Origin of the sequence: Rhizobium deserti (genome assembly GCF_004358025.1) — a bacterium.
In the GTDB taxonomy this organism is placed as follows: domain Bacteria; phylum Pseudomonadota; class Alphaproteobacteria; order Rhizobiales; family Rhizobiaceae; genus Neorhizobium; species Neorhizobium deserti.
The window spans coordinates 1,236,215-1,256,453 of record NZ_SMTL01000001.1; the positions used below are offsets into that span (position 1 = coordinate 1,236,215).

Here is a 20,239-nt window from a genome sequence, read left to right on the forward strand (position 1 = left end):
CCGAGGGCGCCCCGCCCTGTTCGATCGGATTTCAGTTGACGCCTGCCGTTTTGACGAGCCGGCGCATGCGAACGGCAATCGGCATGCGCAGATGCATCAATGCCCGCGGATTGCCCATTGCCGTTTTCAGGAAGCCGCCGACGGAACCGCGTTTCAGTTCGTCGACAAGCGTGAGGAAGGAACCGGCTTCGCGAATGCTGCGGGTCCGGCGTTGCTGGGCCGCCATCGCATCGGCATCCAGCCGGTAGCGGGCGAGAAATTTTTTGTCCGCTTCCAGCATGGCATCGAGATGCTGCTGCTTTAAGACCCGCGAGATCGAGCCGTGGCGCAGGTTATAGACATAGCCGGCACTCGGCTCGATGGCGCAGCGGGCACCGCTTGCAAGCGCGGAAGCCAGCAGCGCATAGTCTTCACCGATCCGCAGCGTCTCGTCGAAGCGCAGTTCGTGCGCCACCAGGAACTGACGCTCGAAGATCGGCTTCATGTAGCCAAAGTTGAAGGTGGAGCCGAAGATCACATTCGAGCGGATGAATTCCGCAAGCGTCATCAGCGGGCGCTTGCGCAGCTCCTCCTGCGGGAACATGGCCTCCGGCTTTCCGCCATCGAGCGGAATGACGTCGATATTGTCGACCACCACCTGCGCATCGGTGGCCTTTGCCCGGGCCAGCATGGCTTGAAGGCGCTGCGGATGGATCGTGTCATCGGCATCGAGAACGGCGATCCAGCGACCAGTCGCAGCCGCAAAGCCGGTATTGCGCGCCACGGCCGGGCCACCATTGACCCGCTGTGCGATCAGTCTCACGCGTTCGTCCGGATGATTGCCGGCAATGTCCCGCGTCTGGTCGCTCGAGCAATCATCGACGACGATCACCTCCACGGTCACGCCGACCTGCGTCAGCGCGCTTTCGATGGCGTCCGCCAGCGTGTCCTGGGCATTGTAAGCGGCAATGACGAAGCTGACGTCGGGAAAGGTTGGGGAGGAATTCATGCTGCCTCCACCGTGCCGTATTGGCGGATTTCCCGCATGCCGAGCGTGCCGAGAAACACGCCCGCATGCAGGGCCGCCCTGAGCGCGTATCGGTTGCGGCTGACGGGGAATGGCGCGCTCACCGCTCCCACGGCCACGCAATAACCAAGCTTCAGACCAGCAACTGCCGTCTGCTTGATGCGGCCGAGGCCGGACGTCTTGGCGGCAAGAATGCGCCCATGCGTCTGGCCGGAGCGGAAGCGGCGCTTGGCGAGCCACGCAAAGCTCGCACGCTTGGCCGGTACCGGCTCGGTGACGACAGCGTCCGGCGCGAACTCGATCCGGCCTCCCGACTCGGTCAGCTGGGTGAAGAAATGTGTATCCTCGCCGCCGCTTTGACCGAGCGACAGCGCGAAGGTCCGTCCCGTGACATGGGGCGATCGCATGTCGAGGAGGACATTGCAGGTATAGCCCGTCTTGATCGTGTTCCCGACCCAGACTGGCATCGTCGAGTGGAAATCTCCGCTCTGCATCCAGCCGGCACTCTTGCCATCGTAGATTGCCCGTACTGGTCCAAGAACGGCATCCGCGCCGCTATCCTTTGCCCGGGCAAGCAGTTCGGCGATCCAGGAGCGACCGGCGGTCTCGTCATCGTCGATGAAGGCGAGATAGTCCCCGTCGGAGGCGGCAAGGCAGGCATTGCGGGCGATCGAAATATTGGATTTCGGGCAATGGACGTAGGCAATGGGGAAAGGCGAGCGATCTCTCAACCGGTCCACGAGGTCGCGGGCGCTCGGAACTACGTCATTGTCTGCAACGATGAGACGAAGTTCGGTTGCCGCCGGCACGTCGAGGCCGAAGAGCGAAACGAGCGTTTCCTCCAGCCCCGGCCGCTGATAGGTGCAGATGCCGATATCGATGCGGGTCTTGCTTTCCATGTTCACACCGTCCTCCGCCGGCGAATGCCGATCAGTTCCAGCCAAAAACCGGTCGACCAGGCGAAATGCATGATCATTGCCGAGACCGCGGCCAATGGTCCGTAGGGGTTACGCTGACCGACCGCCATCCAGACCCCGTAGCCGAGGCAGGCGAAAGCCCAGACCGCGAGTGGGATCACCGCCCACCAATGCAGCATGGCAAGCAGGGCAATGATAACGACCGGCGCCACGGCCAGGGGTATGGCCTGGCGCACCTTGGGGATGGAGCGGTGCTTGAGCAGGTTTTTGGCGCGGCCGCGGCCATAGCCGAGATACTGGCGGAAAAGCGCTCCGACACTCTTGCGCGGATAGTAGGTCATATAGGTCTTGCCGGTCATCCAGATACGGAAGCCGGCCTTGCGCAGGCGGAAATCCAGTTCGGCGTCCTCGTTATGGCTGAAGCTTTCGTCATAGCCGCCGACAGCGCGGAAGGCGGCAATCCGCATCAGCGCATGATGGCCATGATCCACCCACTCGCCGCCGCCGCCGGCCCGGTGCTTCGAACCGCCATTGCCGAGCTTGGAATTCTGCGCGACGGCGGTTGCCTTCTGGAACAGGCCGAAGCCGACCGTATCCATGCCGACGACAACCGAATCGGCGCCCGGCGCGGCCGCCTCTTCCAGCAGGACACGGCAATAATCATCCGGATAGTCGCCATGCGCATCGATGCGGATCAGATAGTCCCGCTCGTCACCGAAGCGTTCGACGGCAAGATTGATGGCAGCGCTCTGGATCTTCTTGTGGTTGCCGATCAGCACGATATTGGCGATTTCCGCACTGAGGCTGCGCACGATATCCGGTGTGCCATCCCGGCTGCCGCCGTCGGCAACGACGATCAACATGTCCAAGCCGGCGCGCTGACCATCAAGCTTGCGGAGCAGCGGCTCGATCGTCGCTGCCTCATTGAGGCAGGGGATTACCAGCAATATCCGCATTTCCGACACTGGAGCATCCGAAGGCACACTCGAAACCATATCCTACCCTCAAGACTGCACGGTTGAAACGACCGGCATGGCTGCCGGCGATGATGAATTGAAGCCAAGTGCGCCAAGCCTGGCGACGAGGGCGCGGCAGTCGGCCATGTCCGTGACCCATTGGCTGCGGTCTACGGCGGCGACCGCGCCGAACAACTGCATATAGCGCGCTTGTGTCATTGCCTTGAACACGCCGACAAGGACATCCGGCGTCGCGGTCTCCAGCGTCACGCCGATATTGCGGCTGGCGACGAAGCGGCCCGTTTCGGTCGAGGCAAGCGCAATAGGAATGGCGCCATGCAGCCCGCCTTCATATAGGCGGTTGGGCAGCAGCCAATCCGAATTGAGGCCTTCCTCGAAGAAATCGATCGCCCAGGTGAATTGCACGTCGCCATAGATTGCCGCCAAGTCCTCCGGATTGCGGTAAGGCCCGTGGAATTTTACATGCGGAGCGGCGGCCACCTGCGCGTCGAAATCCGGAAGCTCGCCATAGGCGGGGCGGCCACGCAGCACGATTTCCACCTGGCCTTCCATGCGGCGGGCGAAATCCAGAAGAATGGTCAGAGACTTGCGGCAGCGGATCGCCCCGAACCAGCCGATCCGCCAAGGCTTTCCCTCTTCGGGAGGACGCGGCTGGGGCGGCTGCTGGTCGGACGGAGGATCGAGCTGCAGAACCTTGTTTTCCAGAAGCAGGATCGGCAGGTCGAGGCCGGACCGCGGCTTGAAGAAATTGTCGATAAAGGCGGGTGAACTGGTGATCAGCAGGCTGGCATTACGAGCGAAGCGGCGCTGTGCCGCCCGCATCACGCAGCCCTTCACGCCGTCATCGAGAAGAAGCCTATGGATATCCAGGCATTCATAAACGAAAGGAATTCTCCCGCCAAAGATCGAGGCTGCCTGCTCGGCCAGCGCCAGGGTTTCCAGATTGCGGGCGATGATCACATCGGGCCTCCTCAGCCCGGCCAACTTGCTCTTCAGCGTCATGCGCGCTGAAAACACCGCGCCAATCCTTTGCGCAAAGCGGCCGTCCGCCGTTTCGCCCAGCACCACGGTTGTGACGTCCTCGCCGGACAGGAGATTGCTTCCGCGTTGGAAGCCCGCCACGGTGACGTCTGCGCCGCCCGCCTTCAGCGTCAGCACCCGCCGCCGGATGGCAGCGTCGGCCAGATCATGGGCCAGATAAAGAACATGCAGCGTCAAATCGTCCAGCTCCTTTGGCTATTCGAGAGACCGTCGAGGCGGCAGACGCCTCTGCGGCCTTAATCGATGGTGCACAGAACGGATTGCGGGAATAGGCAGTCTTCGCCAAGCGCCGTGAAAGCGACGCGGTCGATCTGCATGCTGACCGGCCCCGTATAAGCAAAGGGCCCCATCCAGTCCTTGAAAGTATCGCTGCCCCACAGGCTCAGGAATATCTTCTGGGCGTTCGATGGCAACTTGGCCTTGTCGGTCACTTCCTGGACCAGCTTGCCGTTCAAGAAATAGCGGATCCGGTTTGGCTCCCAGATGAAGGCATAGTCGTTGAAGCTCTTGTCGGCACCCTCGGCAACGGGGGCAAGCTTTTCATTGCCGCCCTTGCCATTGACATACTGGTTAACCTGAACTTGGCTGGTGTCCTTTCCGAGAACCTCGAAGTCTATCTCGTCCCAGGGCTTCTTGTCGGTCGGGCCGATATAGCTGAAGAAGGCCGAGTTGAGGCCCGATCCAGGTGCGGTCTTCATGCGGACTTCATAGGTGCCGTAGCCGAACCGCGCCTTGGTCTGGATCTCGCCGCACAGGTATTTCCGATCGGCGGCCTTGCCTTCGGCAAACGAAAGACGCAGTTCGCCACCCTCGACCTGCACCTGCTTCTTGGACCAGGTGCAGTTCTGGTGGCTGCCATTGTTCCAGCCGTCCGAGATATACCAGATCGACCGGTCGAGACTGTCGAAATTCTCGACGAAGGACTTGCCGGTAACACCTTCCTGGGCATGCAGCGGAGGCGCGACAAGAGACACCATCGCTACCACCAAGATCTGGTAGACCCGTCGGTTCTGTATCTCGCGTTCTTGGGCCATCGATGTCACCTCTGCTGTTGCGTCAAAGCGCGTTTGTTAGGCTGGACAGATGCTGCGGGCGGATAGAATTTGGAAGCGGAAGAGGATTTCGCCGTGCGGCCACGGCTGCCCGTCAGCACTTCGTAGACGCTCGTCAGCCTTGTCGAAACCAACGCATTGGTGGCGGCCAGCACGACAAAGCTGATGACGATCGCAAGCAGGTAAAAGAGCGGGTAGAGCGCATCGCCAGCTACGCGGTTCCAGACCATCCACATCATCACCAGTAGCGGATAGTGAGCGCAGAAGATCCAGAAGCTGAGGCTGCCGGTGGCGGCCAATCGTTGCCCGAGGCGGCTGCGGATGACCAGAGCCGACATCAGCCAGAAACCGCCTGCGCCGATGATCGACAGTGCGTTGCGGGCCAGATCCAAAGCCCAGGGGAAGTTCGGGCCCGAAGCATAAAGCCCGATCGACAGCAGAAAGGCGGCGGCCAGCATGGCAAGCGTGCCGGCGACCGCGAAACGATCGAAGCGTTTCAGCTCCACTTGGTTGAGCGCGATAAAGATGCCGAAGGTGAAGCTGAAGAGGATCGACTTTTTAAGAACAATCCCGAGCGTAACATCCGGCAGCACGGCGACGACGAAGAGCACGATCAGGGTCAGCACCGGCAGGCGGCGCACCAGGAAGGCAAGGATCGGTGACAGAATGATGCAGGCGATCAGGTCGCGCAGAAAGTAGAGCGGGATGTTGACCGGCAGTCCTTCCGTCGCAAAGGCATAGGTCAGAAACTCCCGAGCCGATGCATGCCACAGATCAGGAAAATAGCCGTTGCCGATCTCCACTTTCTGAAGGAGCAGAACGAAAGCCAGGAGGCCGCAGTTCCAGAGAAGAAATGGAAGGAGAACGGTTCTTGCCTTGGAGCGAAGTGTCTTGATGTAGTCGAACTTGTCCCAGCCGCGCTGGAACAGCAGATAGCCTGATATGGCACTGAGGCAGGGAACGCCGATGCGAAACAGGCTGTCCCCGAGAAATACCCGAAGCCAGTCGAACAGGCCGTTCAGACCGAGAAACGGACTGGTCGCCGGATCGCTCGGCACATGGACAAAAACAATGCCCGAGATCAGCAGAATTCGCATCAAATTGATACGGGAGGAAATGTTCTGATCAACAGTCAAACGAGTCACCCCTTTGAGCAGTGCCTCCCGTCACCGCCGTTTTCATCAGAGCAGACTTGAGCCCGCAGTCGCCAAAAGGATCACGCGAAGTTTGGCGCAAAATGTGGCGACGCAGCAAAATTTCGTGAGCGAAAACTTGCAGTGGCACCATGATACCAGCTGGCCGAACCGGGTTTTATTTTCAACGAAGCTGATGGAAGCCGGTTTTCAGGGGTTGAGACACATGTTCTATGCTGCACTGCAGCAGAACGAATGGGCAATGAATTTTTCTGTTTGATGGCTCAGCTTCCCCCCTCTGATACCGCTTGAGGAGACGGCGGCAATCCAAATGTGGCGAGAGTTGGGCAGATCCGGGGCGGATTTAGGTTTACGATCCTTCGATCGCCGGAACGCCACGCCGACGCCGGACCATGCCCCAGAGTTTTCGAAGCAGGGCCCTTTCCGTCAACAGGAACAGAATGGCGTAAAGGACGGCGCCGACCGCGCCGCCGGCCAAAAGCTCGAGGTAAGGGTTCGTTAACCGTTCGGCAAAGACGTGCAGGAAGGCGCGCACGCCGACGGCCATGACGAAGGAGGTGATCATCGAGCGGCTGCTGGTGAGCAGGCCCCACAGAAAAGGGATGTTGTCGACGCGGAAGACGGCCCAGGAATAACCGACGAGCGTAATGGCATTGACGATGCACAATGCCGTCATCGCATCGACCAGAGTTCCGTAATAGGCGGCTCCACCGATTGCGGCCGTGGTTGCGATGGCGCGAAGCACCGCTGACCAGAACAGCACGCGGCTATGTCCGGTGCCCTTCAGATAGGGGATGAACGTGCTGCACGGGGTGATGATCGCCTTTGACAGCGCAAGCAGGCCGAGAACCGGCCAAGCATAGGCCCATTGCGGACCGAACAGCACGAGCATGGCCGGCTCGGCGATCGCCCAGAGGCCGAACATGGCCGGCGCCAGAACCACCGTCATCACCTGGGTACTGAACATCAGCGCATCGGCGCGGCGCTTGCGGTCGTCGCCCATCAGGCTGAAGGCCGGAAACAGAACGCCCATGACGGCCGAAAGCACCACCTGGTTGGGAATGCTCGCAAACCGGTTTGCAGCCGAATAGGCGCCCGCATCGCTTAGGCCCAGCATGCGCGCAATAACCACCATCGGCGCCTGGAAAGTGACGAAATTGGCCATTTCGGAGCCCATCAGTCCCGAGGAATAGCGCAGCAAAGGGATGATCTTTGCCGGCCTGAGGACCAGCTTCGGCATGTAGCGAGTGATGGCAAAGAGACCGACGAGCCGGATGAGCGCTGAGGAGAAAAGCTGGAAGACCAGCGCCCAGACGCCAAAGCCGAGAAAAGCCAGACCCAGCGCAAGAAGGGCCGCTGTGGCCTCAGAAACCGTGCTCAGGAGGGCATCTTTGCTGAAATTCATCTCGCGTGCCAACAGCGAATAGGCCACATCGGCGGTTAGCTGCAGCGGAATGAGAAGCGCCATGATGCGCAAGAGATCGGCACTATTCGGCGCGCCCATAAGGATTGCAAGCTCCGTCGCGCCGAAGAAAAGCACCAGCGACATGGCACAGGCCATGGCAAGATTGGACCAGAAAACCGTGTGCACGGTATCCATGTCGCCCTCGCGCTCGACGATGAGCGCGGAGGTGAGCCCTGCCCCACCAATCATCGCCAGGAACTGGACGACAGTCAGCGCGACTGCTACCGATCCAAAATCTTCCGGCGTCAGCAGTCTTGCCAGAATAGGAACAGTGACAAATTTCAGCCCGAATGTGGCAGTCTTTGATAACACGCTCCAGCCGACATTTGTCGTGATCGTTTTCACGCCTTGGGTTGGAGCCATAAATCTGATCCTGTAATGGAGTTATTGAAATCAAGGCAGCCAACTGCCGCTACACCCGAAGCCTGACACATGTCAGCGGTATGCAATTCTTCGAAAAAGCAGGGGCGAAAACATGGCGACGTTCACGGTTGTTATCCCATTTTTCCAAAAAGAGCCCGGCATCTTGCGCCGGGCGCTGAAATCGATTTTTGAGCAGACCTATCAAGACTTCAATATCATTATCGTCGACGACGAGTCACCTCTGCCGGCAGCAACAGAGTTTGAAACCATCGATCCGGCCTGGCAATCACGCATCACCGTTATCCGCCAACCGAACGGCGGACCAGGAGGCGCCCGCAATACCGGCCTCGACAATGTCCCGGCTGATACACGTTTTGTGGCGCTGCTCGATTCGGACGATACCTGGCTTCCCGATCATCTGAAGAACGCTTTCGACAGCATGAGCCGCTTCGATGCGGAATGCTATTGGGCTTCCATGCAGGCGAGCGAGGAATTCTATTATCATTTCGGGATGGCACAACTGGAAGGCGGGGTGCGCCTGTCGGAACATCCGCTTGTCATCGAAATGCCCGACCTTGCAAGCGTCATGCTGAAGAACTGGAGCTTCCTGCACCTCACCTGCATGGTCATCGCCCGTCCCGTCTTCGAGACGGTGCGGTTCGACCCGGCCCTGCGGCTAGCGGCCGAAGACGTGCTGTTCTTCTGTGACTGCATCCTCAAATCGAAACGGACTGTGCTCTGCGACGAGGCGGGTGCGGCGCGCGGCATGGGCATCAACATCTTCCACAGCATCGACAACCGCTCTCCGCAATTCCTGCGCCAGCAGTTCAACACCTGGGTGGCGCTCGATACGCTCGAACAGCGGTTCCGCAGTCGCCCGGACGACGTCGCATCCATCGCCTCCTACAAGAACACCGCCCGCCGCCAGGCATTATGGAGCCAGGCAGGAAGAGTGAGACGTCGCGAAAGCCCTGATTTCGGCCTTTTGGCGCGGTGGGTCATGCGCGATCCGGCACTGCTGCGGGCTGCGCTGCAGCTCGGCACCAGCAAGTTCGGCTCCGGCAAATCTGGTGCTGACACATCTGGTGATGGAAAATCCGGCCACAGCGTGACCTGAGACATTCACGGCATTTCCACCCTTTCAACTCCCCATGGAGGCCCGCATGAAGCCCTATTACTGGGAATCCCATCACGGCAATTTCGGCGACGATCTCAATCTCTGGCTTTGGGACTTTCTTCTCCCCGGTTTTCGGGACGTGCATCCGGACGTCCTGCTCGTCGGCGTCGGCACGGTACTGAACCCAGTCCTGCTGCCTGCGGACCAGAAGAAGCTGGTGATCGGCAGCGGCTATGGCTACGGCTCTCCCCCCGACATCACCAAGCCCGACTGGGACGTGCGTTGCGTGCGCGGTCCCTTGACAGCGGAAAAGCTCGGCCTGCCTCGCGATAAGGCGGCGACCGATCCTGCCGTCTTGATCGCCGACATGCCCGAGTTCAAGGGACTGCCGAAGATCCACAAGAAGACCTTCATTCCTCACTGGGAATCGGCCGAGTTCGGGATGTGGGCTTCGGTCTGCGAGCCTGCCGGGCTGACCTATCTCGATCCACGCGGGGAAGCCAAGGCGGTGATCCGCCATATCGCTCAGTCTGAACTGATCGTTGCCGAATCCATGCACGGCGCCATACTCGCCGATGCCTTCCGCGTGCCATGGATTGCCGTCAGCACCTCACGGGCCATCAACAACTTCAAGTGGAACGACTGGGCCGCTTCGGTCGGGGCGACCTACACGCCGCGTTACGTGCCCGTCTCGACCCGCGCCGAAGCGGTGGCCAAGAAGGCCCGCTTTTGGGGCTTCAGCTTCGAGGGGCAGCACGGGGGCGGCTCAAGCGCGCCGGCGAGCGAAGCCGGCGATACGATGACCCGCAAGGCGCCGCCGCAGGCAGGACTGCGCGGAATGGCCAAACAGGTTCTGGCCGCTCCATCGATACTCGCCCTCTGGCAGGCCAGCCGCGCGGAGCCGCAGCTGAGCCCGCAAGGCAAGCTGGAAGAAAGCAAGCAGCGGTTCCGGGCCGTGTTGGACGAAGTCCGCCGCGACTATTTCTGACCGGCCGGTTCACCCGGAAGCAGATAGCGCATGGTTGGCGGGGCTGCCGCCGGAGCGGGTTTCTGCCGGGCAGCCTCGAGCTTGTCATGGAAAATTGCCTTAGAGACGGCGGCAAGGTAGCGCGGTTTCGTCAGCAGATAGCGCAGTGCGGCCAAGCTGCCGGACTGCGCCTTTATGTCCAGAAACGCCCGGTGCTCGTAGCGCTCGCGAATATGATCGCGGTGCCTCGTGATAATCGACCGGGTCGGTTCCGGAAGCTGCGGGTCCGCCAGAATGGCATCATCGGCTTCGTAAAGCGACCGCAGGTCGTTCGTGCGATGCCTGCTGCTGAGCGAATCATGACGCACCACGGCGCCATAGCCGCAATGCTCGATCACCTTGTAGCGAGCCCCTTTGGCCAAAGCCCTGACATAGAGATCATAATCTTCGCCAAGGCGTAAGCCTTCGTCATAGCGGATAATGTGAGTATCCAGGAAGGCGCGCCGCATGACCGGCTTCAGGAAGCCGATCTCCCCCCGCGGCTTGCCGCGCTGCGAAATATTGCCTTCCACGAACTCGACCAGCGATATGCTGCGGGCGCGGGCCTCGAAACGTTCCGGCTGAAGTGCCGAAGCAGGGTCATAGATGAAGGCGATGTTATCGGCCAGCATGTCCCAATCGCTTTCGGCCAGCATCGGCTCGAACCGTCCGGGAAAGAAGAAGTCGTCGGCGTCGAGTATGGCGATGAGCGGCGCCTGCGAAGCGGCTATGGCTGCATTCCGGGCCGCCGAGGGTCCCTGGTTGTGCGGAAAGGAAATCACCTTGAGCCGGTCGGTCCCGTCATCCGCCTGCCCTGCGGCATGCGCGGTACCGTCGGTTGAGCCGTCATCAACGACCACGACCTCACTGACGAGGCTTTCGACCAAAGCTGAGCGGATGGCTTTACCGATTGTATCTGCAGCGTTTTTTGCTGCAATGATAACGCAAATGGTTTGAACAGCAGCTTCGGCCATCGGGTTCTCCATCGTTCACCTGTTCAAGATTATGAACGCAGGAACATGGCCCTCATGTGAAGCCGAGTCAAAAGATTGCTGGCCTCAGGCGTCGCGAGCGGGAAAATTGGTGGCCGTCGTTCCGTGCAGCTCGGCGCCCTTGCTCTGGCCCGGGTTCATCCGCAGCAGCAAGTCAGACGGTGTATTCCGTTGCGTTTGAAGCTTTTCCCGATGCACGAGATAAACAACACCGATGAAATAACCGGTCTGGATGATCACCGCACAGATCAGCGTCTGTATAAGCGCGGACAGCAGCGACCCGCTCATCGAATACGTAGACACAGCGAATACAATGAGAACTGCTAGCATGCTGACGAAAACGCGCGGCGCGTACATGATCTTCCTCCCGAACACCTTTAGCTTGTTCAGTGCGTGATTGATGGGCTCCTCTCCCACCAACACTATATGAGCCGGAAGGAAAGTATGCAAGTTCTCCGTGTTTACCCGGCTCATGGTGAAACAATCGTAAGGGTTTTCCGGTTCCGGCGGGAAAATCAGGAACAGGCTAAACCCCTCCTTACGAGAATACCGCAAAAGCTTAGCATGGTTCTGCCACATTTCAGCCACGAAATCGCAAGAACGGCTCTGCCAAGGCAGATTCGGAGGGGCGCCGCCGAGAAAATCGATCAACTTTTATTACAAAGATGACCCACCGGCTTTTAGCGCTTGTGCAGTGCAACATTGTATTGCGACGCAACAGACGCAGGGCTTTGGTCTTAGCCAGAAGATACTTTGGTCGGTCGCAGCAAGAAGCCGTGCCAAGCTTAGCTCCAGACCAAGCCCCGAAAGCGGCCACTTCAACAGCCGTGTTAAGGTTTAATATTAGGCTATAGAGGAACTCTACCGGGCCGGGACAGTATTCGCAGCTGCTCATACTAATCGATTCGCACCCTCTCGACCCGGACTCTTAGCCGCAGCCTCAACCCTGGACGGCACCAAGCTACCTCATCCAAAAAAAATGGCTGGCATCAAACTACGAACACAGACTTATTGTCAGATTAGTGGGAAATGACGCGCCTCAAGGGGCACCGACTATCGCAAAACCTAAATGGAGCTTTCTCTATGAAGTCAGCGACACGTTCGGCAGGTTCGCCGTTTGGAAACTTGGACCAGGCCATGACACTGCCAATCGGCGGATTGGCCAAACGCAGCTTCGACATCACTGCCGCAGTTTGCGCCCTGATCCTCTTCAGCCCTATTTTTCTGATGATCATGGCGCTGGTGAAATATTCCGACAACGGGCCGGCCTTCTATGGGCATACCCGCATCGGCCATAATGGCCGCACCTTCAAGTGCCTGAAGTTCCGCACCATGGCTGTCGATGGCGACATGCTTCTGCGCAACTACCTGAGGGACAATCCGGAGGCGGCCGAAGAATGGCGGTTGACCCGGAAGCTCAAGTCCGATCCGCGTGTCACTGCGATCGGAACTGTGCTGCGCAAGCTCAGCCTGGACGAACTCCCGCAGCTGATCAACATCCTGCGCGGCGAAATGAGCGTGGTTGGACCACGCCCGGTGGTCGACGACGAGCTGAAAGTCTACGACAGCTTCGCCGTATACTACCTGCGCACCCGTCCGGGCTTGACCGGCCTCTGGCAGATCAGCGGCCGCAACGATGTGTCCTATGAGACGCGCATTGCCTTCGATACCCAGTATGTTCAGAACTGGTCGCTCGTTCAGGATATTGCTATTATTCTCAAGACAATACCTGCCGTCTGCCTCGCTCGCGGCAGCTACTAACTCATTGTCTTGGCCGTCTTCGGCCCTCTCAACATCATAAGCATCGACAAGGCGCGCGCCTCACAACCGCGCCTTCAGCGATTGAGGACATATCTATGCGGAAACCGACCGCTTTTGCGGGACGCTCCCCTGCCCTTTATCTTGTCGCAGGAGCGTTCTTGCTAGGTTTGACCGCCACCTCCAGTGCGCAGGACGGCGGTTACAGGCTGGGCGTCATGGACAAACTGCGCATTCGCGTTGCCGAATGGCAGCCTGCGGACGGCAGCGTCCGCAACTGGGATGCGGTGGGAGGAGAGTACACTGTCGGACCATCCGGCGCACTTTCCCTTCCCTTTATCGGCGATCTTTCGGCGGCCGGCAAAACCCCAGGAGAAGTGGCCAACGCCATAGGTGAAGAGCTTCGCAGCAAGTTCGCGCTCCGCAACCTGCCGTCGGCTTCGGTCGAAGTGGCACAGTTTCGGCCGGTCTTCCTGGCCGGCGATGTGGACAATCCCGGCGAATATCCCTACTCGCCGAGCCTCACCGTTCTGAAAGCCGTCAGCCTGGCAGGGGGCCTGAAGCGCTCCGAAGCCGGCCAGCGCTTCGCCCGCGATTTCATCAATGCCCAAGGCGACTCCGCTGTCTATGGTTCTGAGCGCAGCCGGCTTCTGGCCCGCCGTGCCCGCCTGATGGCGGAAGTGGCCGGCGCTAAGGATCTCGCGGTTCCGCCGGAGTTGAAGGACGCACCCAATGCGCCGCAGTTGATCGCTAGTGAAGCCGCGCTGATGCGATCGCGACGGGACCGCTATGAGCTGCAGTTGAAGGCTCTGGCCGATCTCAGATCGCTTCTCGAAAGCGAGGTGCAGTCTCTGGCGCAGAAGACGGAAACCCAAAAGCGCCAGTTGCAGATCGCTTCCGAAACGCGCGACAAGCTGTCCCGCCTGACCGAACAGGGTATCACCACGAATAACCGGCTCATCAGCATGGAAGAAAGAACGGCGAGCATCGAGACGAGCCTGCTCGATATCGACACCAATTCGCTTCAGGCCAAACAGGATATCAGCAAGGCCAATCAGGACGAGATCAACCTGCGCAACGATTGGGAAGCGCAGCGTGCTAAGGAGCTTCAGGATACGGAAGCCGAACTGGAAAAACTCGGCCTGCAGTTGACGACAAGCCGGCAGCTGATGTCGGAAGCCCTTGCTCAATCCGCCGAGGCCCTGAAATTCGACCCGAACAGCAAGTCGGCAACAATCAAATATACGGTTGTGCGCGATGAGGGACAGGGGGCCAAGGAAGTTGCGGTGGATGAAAACACGACGCTTCGGCCAGGCGATGTGGTGAAGGTGACTTCCGAACTGCTCATGCAGTAAGGAGAAGCGGATGAGGATAGCCAAATCATCCTTGGTGGATTCCAGGCGGAACCAGCCCTATGGCATGCTGGCCGTTGCGCTTTCCTTTTTTGTCTTCGCTTATTCGAGCAAATTCGGCCAGATTTCGATCCTTGCCTATTACGGCCTTTGGTTCTTGCTGGTCCTCGTCGACTATCGTCAGGCACTTGGCAGGTATTCCAAGTATATTTGGATTTTCAGCTTTGCACTGTTCTGTTTCGTGTCAGCCTTCTGGTCTCCGGCCTTCGGCGTCTCGCTCCGGACCGCGATCCAGTACCTGACGCATGTCGCCTGCGCGCTGATCGCGGTGCGGACCATGACCCTGCAAACGCTCATTAAGGGTGCCGTTCTCGGCGTCGGCCTGGTGCTGGTCTATTCGCTGCTGTTTGGGAACTATTTATTCGACTCCATGGATGGCACCTTCGGTTTCGTCGGCGCCTTTTCGTCCAAGAACCAGCTGGGTTTCTTTGCCTCGCTCGGGGTTTTCTTCTGCTACACGGCCGTCACCGTCTTCCGTTTGCGCGGCCTGTGGTTGCCGATCACCGGCGTTGTAGCACTGCTGTCGGCTTACTGCCTGGCCGCCTCCCAATCCGCCACATCCGTCATCACCACGGTCGGCGTGGTGGCGCTCTGCATCGGCATGCAGGGCTTCATGTTCTTTTCGCCCGGCCACAGGCGCATCTTCTTTTCCGGTGGCCTGATCCTTGGCGTGGTCGCGGCGACCGCGGCGCTGCAGGTCGGCGCCATGGATGCCATACTCGGCATCTTCGGCAAGGATTCCACCCTGACAGGCCGAACCTATCTGTGGCAGCAGGGCATTGCTGCCGCCGCCCGGTCTCCGTACTTTGGCATGGGCTACCAGGGTTTCTGGGTTGTGGGCTTTGCCGATGCTGAGCGGCTCTGGCAGGATTTCTTCATCACCGGACGAAGCGGCTTCCACTTCCACAACACCTATATCGAGACCATGGTCGAGACCGGAGTGGCGGGTACATTCCTGCTCGTCTTCACTCTTCTGACGACACTTGTCGGTCATCTCAGGCGGGTGCTGACTCAGGCCTCGACGCCGGAATCATTGGTCCTGTTCGGGATCATGAGCCTGCTGCTGATCCGATCCTTCGTCGAGATCGACATCATCAACCCTTATCAGGTCGGGTCATTCCTGTTCTATTTCGCAGCCGGCAGGCTTGCGACTGGTCTTGCCTATGCGGAGCGCCCACAGCCCCGCGGCATGATGATAGCCGGCCAGACGGGTCTCCAGATGCGCTGACGGCTGCCGCCGACGGCACCAACCGCCCCGTGGCGAAGGATGCAGATGATGCCGACACTCTTTTCGATCCAGTATCTGCGAGCCCTTGCAGCGCTTGCCGTGGTCATCTTCCATGCGGGCGAGCGAAGCGGAGTGCATTTCACCATCGGCGCAGCCGGCGTCGACGTCTTCTTCGTGGTCAGCGGCTTCATCATGATGGCTATGAGCAACAGTCGCCCGATGCGGCCGTCAAGCTTCCTGCGCAACCGCCTTTTGCGGATCGCTCCGTCCTACTGGGCAGCGACAATACTTATGATTGTCGGGGCGCTCGTCGGGCTATTCCCGAACCTGCACATCGGCCTCGGCCATACGATCGCGTCCTTCCTGTTCATACCGCTCCCCTCGCCGAGCAATGGCCAGACCTGGCCGGTACTGGTGCAGGGCTGGACGCTGAATTACGAAATCTTCTTTTACGCCGTCTTCGCAATCACGCTTCTTGCCGGAGCCAGACTGCGCCTTGTGGCGCTCGCCGCCGTCTTCGGCCTGCTTGTTCTTGCCGGGCTCCTGCTGCAGCCCGAAAACCCGATCATCGCCTTCTACACTGCACCCGTCATTCTGGAATTCGTGGCCGGCGCCGCCATTGCAAAACTTTGGCGCCATGGCAGTCTGCCGCCTGCCTCAGTGGGCATAATGCTGGCGGTCACGGCTGTTGCCGGATTTTCGGCCATACAGGCCCTGAAGCTGGAATTCGACGCATGGTCATGCGGACCGCTGGCCGTGATGCTGGTGATCGGCGCATTGTCTGTCGAGACCAGAGGCAGGCTGCCAAATCTGCCGATGCTGACCTATCTGGGTGATGCCTCTTACTCCATCTACCTTTGGCATACATTCGCGATTTCCATCGCACTCAAGGCAGGCGCCGTTCTTGGGATTCCCACGCCGCTGCTTCTTTCCACCGGCATTGTTGCAGGTGTACTGGCCGGCATTCTCGCCTATGAAAGTTTCGAAAGGCCGATGCAGTTCCTGCTCAAAGGGCAGCGGTCGGCATTGTGGCGCTTCCGGATCCGCAAACCGGCACGGTAGGCGGACGAGGCCGAAACCGCGCTTCAAGCGGCCGACGCTGCCTTGAACTCGTCTCGAACATGCTCCGCCAGCCTGAGCGCCAGGGCAACTGCCGGAAGCGTCGGATTGGCGTGTCCGCCGGTCGGGAAAACGCCGCTGCCTCCGAGGTAAAGGTTGGAAAGGCCATGGAGCCTGCAGTTCTTGTCGACTGGCCCTTCGGCAGGATCATCAGCCATTCTGGAAAGGCCGATCTGGTGATAGCCGTCGAATGCCTGGTCGACCACGGCCTGCCGCCGCCGCACCGGCTGGTGAAGATATTCCAGATAGCCGATCTTGTTTCCGCGCAACCAGTCGTCGAGCAGTTGATGCGAATTCAGCACCGATTCGATGTCCTGGTCCACGACACGGTAATCCACGGATAGAGCCTGCACATGCCCCTGCTGCGTTTGCGGCGTCAGCGAAACGCGGCTTTCGGGGTTCGGCACCTGCTCGGCGTGGTAGCGCAGCAGGTAGCGTCCCTTGGGATTGAAAAGCGTCTGATGCGCCGGCGAGCGTCTCTCGAACAGGTTCTTCACCGCCTGAAGCAGGTCGGCAGGCCAGCCGGTGTCGTCACGGATATTTCGCCAATGCTGCGCCTTGTCGATATTGCCGAGGCCTCTTGCGGTCGGTGCCAGCCCCTTCGACACCAGTCGGTAAAGGCGTGAGGCGGCCAGAAACATGTAGCAAAGTGATAGAGCGCCGGAACCATGCGCAGGATCTGCAATCGAGAGCGCGTCGATCCAGAAGACCGTGTTCAACAGCTTCCGCTCGGTCTGGACATCGGGCGCGATCTGCAGACGCTGCCGGTAGCTGTATCCCTTCGCATCGGTTCGGAAGGAAAGCGCGCGAGCCGCCTTTGGATCAAGGAATTTCAGTACGGCGATATAGCCGGTGAGATGGCCTTGATAGAAGCGCCCGAGGGAAGCGCCGAAAGATTTTGCCATGTCCGGGTGGTTCTGCTGCAAGGCAAGCAGAAGCCGGGCGTTTTCCAGACCGCCGCCTGCGAGGATGAATACCTTTCCCGCAACCTCGATCTCTCGGCCATTATGCATGACCTTCAGGCTCTTCACCTGGTTCCGCGCCTCGTCGAGAATAATCTCGGCGACAGATGCGGAGGTGAGAATCCGGATGTTTTTCGACTTCGCCAGCCGCTCGGCATAATAGGGCCCGAGCGCCGGGTGCTTGCTCCAGCGTTCGACGGCGTCCGCGACGACGGCAGGATCGTGCTGCCCAATGGTTGCTGTCGGTACTTCGTCGGTATTGCAAGTGAGGAATTCGAGCGCTTCCGGATAATAGCGGCGGACCTCATTATGCGAAATCGGCCAGCCGGAATGGGCCACATGCTCGCGTGGCTCGAAATCGAGATCGTCGAAGGGGACGCACCGCCCTCCCCAAAGCGCGGAGGCACCGCCGATGCCTGGACGCGACACGGCCTGAGACAAGGCGTGATGCGAATTTTCGAACTGGATGTCCCCAGGTTGATCCGCCACCGAAGCCTCGCCGCTGCCGCGCTCGAGCACAGTAACGGTCAGGCCCAGCGCCTCGAGCTTCAGCGCCAGCGCCAGTCCAACAGGCCCGGCTCCCACGATGCATACGTCGCTGTCGGCGGAGTAGGTCTGGCCATCTGGAAATATCATGGACCTTGGAAATACCTAAAATATGATAGTCACACGGAATTCCCCCTGGAGAACTAGAATGGCTTAAGCGGCCCGCGTCAACCACTTTATGAGGTGTCACCGGTGTGCTTGGCCATCCGTCGGCTAGCGGACCAAATCACGGCACCGCTTCGTCATCTCAGACAACGGAACCTTTGGCCTTCAGCCGTATTATTGGCCGCGAGACGTGACCGAAAAGCTCCAACCTCCCGGCAGGACAAGCACCATGCAGATCATTGATGATTGGCTTGAGGACTGGCTGTCTGAAGCGACGATCAGGAGGCTCGCACTTTATGCGGCTTCCGAACCTGCCGCCGATGCAGATCATTTGACTGCGCAGCTAAGCCATGACGCATTGGCGGATGGTTATGATCTCGGTCAATTGCAGGATGCATGTGGCGGAAACATCCGGCATTTCCTGGAGATGCACCGCGAGCGCATTCCGGTTGTTATTCATGCAGAAAGCATGGCGGGTTCGGCTCTGGCCTGATCTTCACGGCCTCCGCCTCACGGGAGCCGTGAAGCATGAAATCAACTTCTGCGACCTTCGCTAGAGAAGACGGCCACGCGCATAAAGCGGCGGCTCATTGTTCTCGTCGGGATTGGGATTGGGGCCTTCGTCAGGCAGGCGGTCCGGCTCCGGCTCATCGATCGGCGGCACGGGCGGCGCAGGCGGCACGCCGGGAACGGGATTGGGGATGGGTTCGAACGGATCTTGTGCCATCGTGTCTCCTTCCAAGTCTCTTACGTGAACTGACGGCCTCCCTATTGGTTCCGGTGCAGCCAGGTCCGACGCCCTCATCCTATAGCTACGAGCCGGAACTAGCGCTGGTCACCGTCGATCTTGAAGAGAGGTGATGAGCCGCTGTGCTCCTCGGTGAAGATCGTCCAGGCGGCAATGAACAGCGCCGCGATCAAGAGGCCTATGACGAAACCGTTGATGCCGATAAGGGATATACCTCCGATCGTCGAAAGCAGAACTACATAGTCCGGAAGCTTGGTTTCCTTGCCGACCAACGGCGGTCGCAACAGATTGTCGACCAGACCGATGACGAGCACGCCGACCGCGGTCAGGATGAGCGCCTGTATCCAAGAGCCGGTGACCGCAAGATAAATGGCTGTCGGCACCCAGACCATGGCGGAACCAATGGCCGGCAGGAGCGACAGAAAACTCATCAGAACACCCCACAGCAGCGGCGCCGGAACGCCGAGTGCCCAGAATGTCAGGCCGCCAATGGTGCCTTGTATGACGGCGATGATGACATTGCCGCGCACGGTAGCGCGCACGACCGATGTGAATTTGACGGCAAAGCGGCTGGTATGTGCATCGCTGAGGGGAACGGCGCGTCTGACGTTGCGCGCCAGGCTTCGCCCGTCCCGGAACATGAAGAACAGCAGATAAAGCATGATGCCGAAGGCGATAAAGAACTGCAGCGTGTTCTGTCCGAAGCTCAGGGCATGGCTGGCAAAGAAGCCGCCGCCCTGCATGACACCGGAGGAGATGCTGTTCCACAGTTCGCCGAAGCCATTCAGCTCCAGTTCTCTGAGCCGGTCCTGGATGAAGGCTGGCAAGGCATCCTGGAACTGCTGCAGAAGGCGGGGAAAATCGATCTCGCCGCTTTGGACGCGCTGATAAAGATTATTGCCCTGTTGCACCAGCGAGCGCAGGATGAACAGGCCCGGGATGATGACGAGGCAGAGGCAGATCAGGACGGAAAGGGCCGCAGCAATATTCTGCCTGCCTCCAAGCCAGGTTTCCAGCCGCGCGTGGAGCCGAAAGAAGATGATCGCCAGAACGACGGCCCAGAGTATGGCGGAATAGAACGGCAGGATGACGGCCATGAAGGCGACGGTCACCAGAACCAGAAGCACGTAGAACCCGACCCGGTGGACAGACATCCGCTTCTCCCTACCCTTTGCCGCTCCGCTTGCCTTCGCGAATGTACCGCGCCTGCCGGGGAGTGGCGGCAGAGACACTGGTTCCATAGCCAATTGATGTGAAGGATGGAAGTCATC

At 59.6% G+C, this 20,239-nt stretch carries 20 protein-coding genes; 8 read left to right on the plus strand and 12 right to left on the minus strand.

Going from position 1 to position 20,239, the window contains the following annotated elements:
• Window positions 1-31 precede the first annotated feature (31 nt).
• The 6 genes from E2F50_RS05920 to E2F50_RS05940 are packed head-to-tail and all read right to left on the minus strand — an operon-like array spanning window position 32 to window position 6,129.
• Window positions 32-988 (minus strand): glycosyltransferase family 2 protein, encoded by a 957-nt coding sequence (locus E2F50_RS05920; RefSeq protein WP_133315087.1) that lies wholly within the window; start codon window positions 986-988, stop codon window positions 32-34.
• Window positions 985-1,905, minus strand: coding sequence for a glycosyltransferase family 2 protein (locus tag E2F50_RS05925; RefSeq protein WP_133315088.1), 921 nt, complete (start codon window positions 1,903-1,905; stop codon window positions 985-987). Before E2F50_RS05925 ends, E2F50_RS05920 begins: the two co-directional genes overlap by 4 nt.
• A gap of 2 nt (window positions 1,906-1,907) precedes the next feature.
• Complete coding sequence (locus E2F50_RS23335) at window positions 1,908-2,918, minus strand: glycosyltransferase family 2 protein (RefSeq protein WP_245515298.1); 1,011 nt, start codon at window positions 2,916-2,918, stop codon at window positions 1,908-1,910.
• Between the two features lie 9 nt (window positions 2,919-2,927).
• The gene (locus tag E2F50_RS23340; RefSeq protein ID WP_245515299.1) at window positions 2,928-4,118 is read right to left on the minus strand and encodes a glycosyltransferase; all 1,191 of its coding nucleotides are present in this window, start codon (window positions 4,116-4,118) and stop codon (window positions 2,928-2,930) included.
• Window positions 4,119-4,177: 59 nt separating this feature from the next.
• Window positions 4,178-4,975 carry an endo-1,3-1,4-beta-glycanase ExoK gene (exoK, locus tag E2F50_RS05935; protein ID WP_133315089.1) on the minus strand — a complete coding sequence of 266 codons (798 nt, stop codon included), beginning with the start codon at window positions 4,973-4,975 and terminating at the stop codon, window positions 4,178-4,180.
• Between the two features lie 5 nt (window positions 4,976-4,980).
• Window positions 4,981-6,129: an acyltransferase family protein gene (locus tag E2F50_RS05940; RefSeq protein WP_161974006.1), complete on the minus strand. Its 1,149-nt coding sequence runs from the start codon at window positions 6,127-6,129 to the stop codon at window positions 4,981-4,983.
• A 13-nt stretch (window positions 6,130-6,142) separates the two neighbouring features.
• Here E2F50_RS05940 and E2F50_RS05945 point away from each other — a divergent pair, with 13 nt between their 5' ends.
• On the plus strand, window positions 6,143-6,406 hold the full coding sequence (locus E2F50_RS05945; RefSeq protein ID WP_161974009.1) for a hypothetical protein: 264 nt from the start codon (window positions 6,143-6,145) through the stop codon (window positions 6,404-6,406).
• Between the two features lie 90 nt (window positions 6,407-6,496).
• Here E2F50_RS05945 and E2F50_RS05950 read toward each other — a convergent pair whose 3' ends face one another.
• Complete coding sequence (locus E2F50_RS05950) at window positions 6,497-7,975, minus strand: lipopolysaccharide biosynthesis protein (RefSeq protein ID WP_133315091.1); 1,479 nt, start codon at window positions 7,973-7,975, stop codon at window positions 6,497-6,499.
• Between the two features lie 112 nt (window positions 7,976-8,087).
• Here E2F50_RS05950 and E2F50_RS05955 point away from each other — a divergent pair, with 112 nt between their 5' ends.
• Together E2F50_RS05955 and E2F50_RS05960 are read left to right on the plus strand one after the other, a co-directional pair.
• Entirely contained in the window at window positions 8,088-9,092 is a 1,005-nt protein-coding gene (locus tag E2F50_RS05955; protein ID WP_133315092.1) for a glycosyltransferase family 2 protein, read from the plus strand.
• Between the two features lie 46 nt (window positions 9,093-9,138).
• Complete coding sequence (locus tag E2F50_RS05960; RefSeq protein ID WP_133315093.1) at window positions 9,139-10,080, plus strand: polysaccharide pyruvyl transferase family protein; 942 nt, start codon at window positions 9,139-9,141, stop codon at window positions 10,078-10,080.
• Here E2F50_RS05960 and E2F50_RS05965 read toward each other — a convergent pair.
• Together E2F50_RS05965 and E2F50_RS23640 are read right to left on the minus strand one after the other, a co-directional pair.
• Window positions 10,071-11,072, minus strand: coding sequence for a glycosyltransferase family 2 protein (locus tag E2F50_RS05965; RefSeq protein WP_133315094.1), 1,002 nt, complete (start codon window positions 11,070-11,072; stop codon window positions 10,071-10,073). The two genes, E2F50_RS05960 and E2F50_RS05965, sit on opposite strands and share 10 nt — an antisense overlap.
• Before the next feature lie 84 nt (window positions 11,073-11,156).
• A complete protein-coding gene (locus E2F50_RS23640) occupies window positions 11,157-11,741 on the minus strand; it encodes an exopolysaccharide production repressor protein (RefSeq protein WP_245515301.1) in 585 nt (194 codons plus the stop codon).
• Between the two features lie 432 nt (window positions 11,742-12,173).
• On the opposite strand from E2F50_RS23640, the gene E2F50_RS05975 reads away from it, so the two are divergent.
• The 4 genes from E2F50_RS05975 to E2F50_RS05990 all read left to right on the plus strand — a co-directional run bounded on the left by E2F50_RS05975 (window position 12,174) and on the right by E2F50_RS05990 (window position 16,550).
• Window positions 12,174-12,851 (plus strand): sugar transferase, encoded by a 678-nt coding sequence (locus E2F50_RS05975; protein ID WP_133315095.1) that lies wholly within the window; start codon window positions 12,174-12,176, stop codon window positions 12,849-12,851.
• 95 nt (window positions 12,852-12,946) lie between these two features.
• A complete protein-coding gene (locus E2F50_RS05980; RefSeq protein WP_133315096.1) occupies window positions 12,947-14,203 on the plus strand; it encodes a polysaccharide biosynthesis/export family protein in 1,257 nt (418 codons plus the stop codon).
• Window positions 14,204-14,213: 10 nt separating this feature from the next.
• The gene (locus E2F50_RS05985; RefSeq protein ID WP_133315097.1) at window positions 14,214-15,488 is read left to right on the plus strand and encodes an O-antigen ligase family protein; all 1,275 of its coding nucleotides are present in this window, start codon (window positions 14,214-14,216) and stop codon (window positions 15,486-15,488) included.
• Window positions 15,489-15,536: 48 nt separating this feature from the next.
• The gene (locus E2F50_RS05990) at window positions 15,537-16,550 is read left to right on the plus strand and encodes an acyltransferase family protein (protein WP_133315098.1); all 1,014 of its coding nucleotides are present in this window, start codon (window positions 15,537-15,539) and stop codon (window positions 16,548-16,550) included.
• A gap of 23 nt (window positions 16,551-16,573) precedes the next feature.
• Here E2F50_RS05990 and E2F50_RS05995 read toward each other — a convergent pair whose 3' ends face one another.
• Window positions 16,574-18,205: an FAD-dependent oxidoreductase gene (locus tag E2F50_RS05995; protein ID WP_133315099.1), complete on the minus strand. Its 1,632-nt coding sequence runs from the start codon at window positions 18,203-18,205 to the stop codon at window positions 16,574-16,576.
• A 244-nt stretch (window positions 18,206-18,449) separates the two neighbouring features.
• Here E2F50_RS05995 and E2F50_RS06000 point away from each other — a divergent pair, with 244 nt between their 5' ends.
• Window positions 18,450-18,713 carry a hypothetical protein gene (locus E2F50_RS06000; RefSeq protein WP_133315100.1) on the plus strand — a complete coding sequence of 88 codons (264 nt, stop codon included), beginning with the start codon at window positions 18,450-18,452 and terminating at the stop codon, window positions 18,711-18,713.
• 60 nt (window positions 18,714-18,773) lie between these two features.
• Here the strand turns inward: E2F50_RS06000 and E2F50_RS23165 are convergent, their stop codons facing one another.
• Both E2F50_RS23165 and E2F50_RS06005 read right to left on the minus strand, forming a co-directional pair.
• Window positions 18,774-18,947: a hypothetical protein gene (locus tag E2F50_RS23165; protein WP_202615406.1), complete on the minus strand. Its 174-nt coding sequence runs from the start codon at window positions 18,945-18,947 to the stop codon at window positions 18,774-18,776.
• Window positions 18,948-19,045: 98 nt separating this feature from the next.
• Window positions 19,046-20,122, minus strand: coding sequence for an AI-2E family transporter (locus tag E2F50_RS06005; protein WP_133315101.1), 1,077 nt, complete (start codon window positions 20,120-20,122; stop codon window positions 19,046-19,048).
• Window positions 20,123-20,239: the final 117 nt, after the last annotated feature.

Bases quoted from the DNA above. Each gene is read 5' to 3' on its own strand.
- E2F50_RS05920 (WP_133315087.1), bottom strand. From the start codon at position 988: ATGAATTCCTCCCCAACCTTTCCCGACGTCAGCTTCGTCATTGCCGCT.
- E2F50_RS05925 (WP_133315088.1), bottom strand. From the start codon at position 1,905: ATGGAAAGCAAGACCCGCATCGATATCGGCATCTGCACCTATCAGCGG.
- E2F50_RS23335 (WP_245515298.1), bottom strand. From the start codon at position 2,918: ATGGTTTCGAGTGTGCCTTCGGATGCTCCAGTGTCGGAAATGCGGATA.
- exoK (WP_133315089.1), bottom strand. From the start codon at position 4,975: ATGGCCCAAGAACGCGAGATACAGAACCGACGGGTCTACCAGATCTTG.
- E2F50_RS05950 (WP_133315091.1), bottom strand. From the start codon at position 7,975: ATGGCTCCAACCCAAGGCGTGAAAACGATCACGACAAATGTCGGCTGG.
- E2F50_RS05955 (WP_133315092.1), top strand. From the start codon at position 8,088: ATGGCGACGTTCACGGTTGTTATCCCATTTTTCCAAAAAGAGCCCGGC.
- E2F50_RS05960 (WP_133315093.1), top strand. From the start codon at position 9,139: ATGAAGCCCTATTACTGGGAATCCCATCACGGCAATTTCGGCGACGAT.
- E2F50_RS05965 (WP_133315094.1), bottom strand. From the start codon at position 11,072: ATGGCCGAAGCTGCTGTTCAAACCATTTGCGTTATCATTGCAGCAAAA.
- E2F50_RS05975 (WP_133315095.1), top strand. From the start codon at position 12,174: ATGAAGTCAGCGACACGTTCGGCAGGTTCGCCGTTTGGAAACTTGGAC.
- E2F50_RS05980 (WP_133315096.1), top strand. From the start codon at position 12,947: ATGCGGAAACCGACCGCTTTTGCGGGACGCTCCCCTGCCCTTTATCTT.
- E2F50_RS05985 (WP_133315097.1), top strand. From the start codon at position 14,214: ATGAGGATAGCCAAATCATCCTTGGTGGATTCCAGGCGGAACCAGCCC.
- E2F50_RS05990 (WP_133315098.1), top strand. From the start codon at position 15,537: ATGCCGACACTCTTTTCGATCCAGTATCTGCGAGCCCTTGCAGCGCTT.
- E2F50_RS05995 (WP_133315099.1), bottom strand. From the start codon at position 18,205: ATGATATTTCCAGATGGCCAGACCTACTCCGCCGACAGCGACGTATGC.
- E2F50_RS06000 (WP_133315100.1), top strand. From the start codon at position 18,450: ATGCAGATCATTGATGATTGGCTTGAGGACTGGCTGTCTGAAGCGACG.
- E2F50_RS23165 (WP_202615406.1), bottom strand. From the start codon at position 18,947: ATGGCACAAGATCCGTTCGAACCCATCCCCAATCCCGTTCCCGGCGTG.
- E2F50_RS06005 (WP_133315101.1), bottom strand. From the start codon at position 20,122: ATGTCTGTCCACCGGGTCGGGTTCTACGTGCTTCTGGTTCTGGTGACC.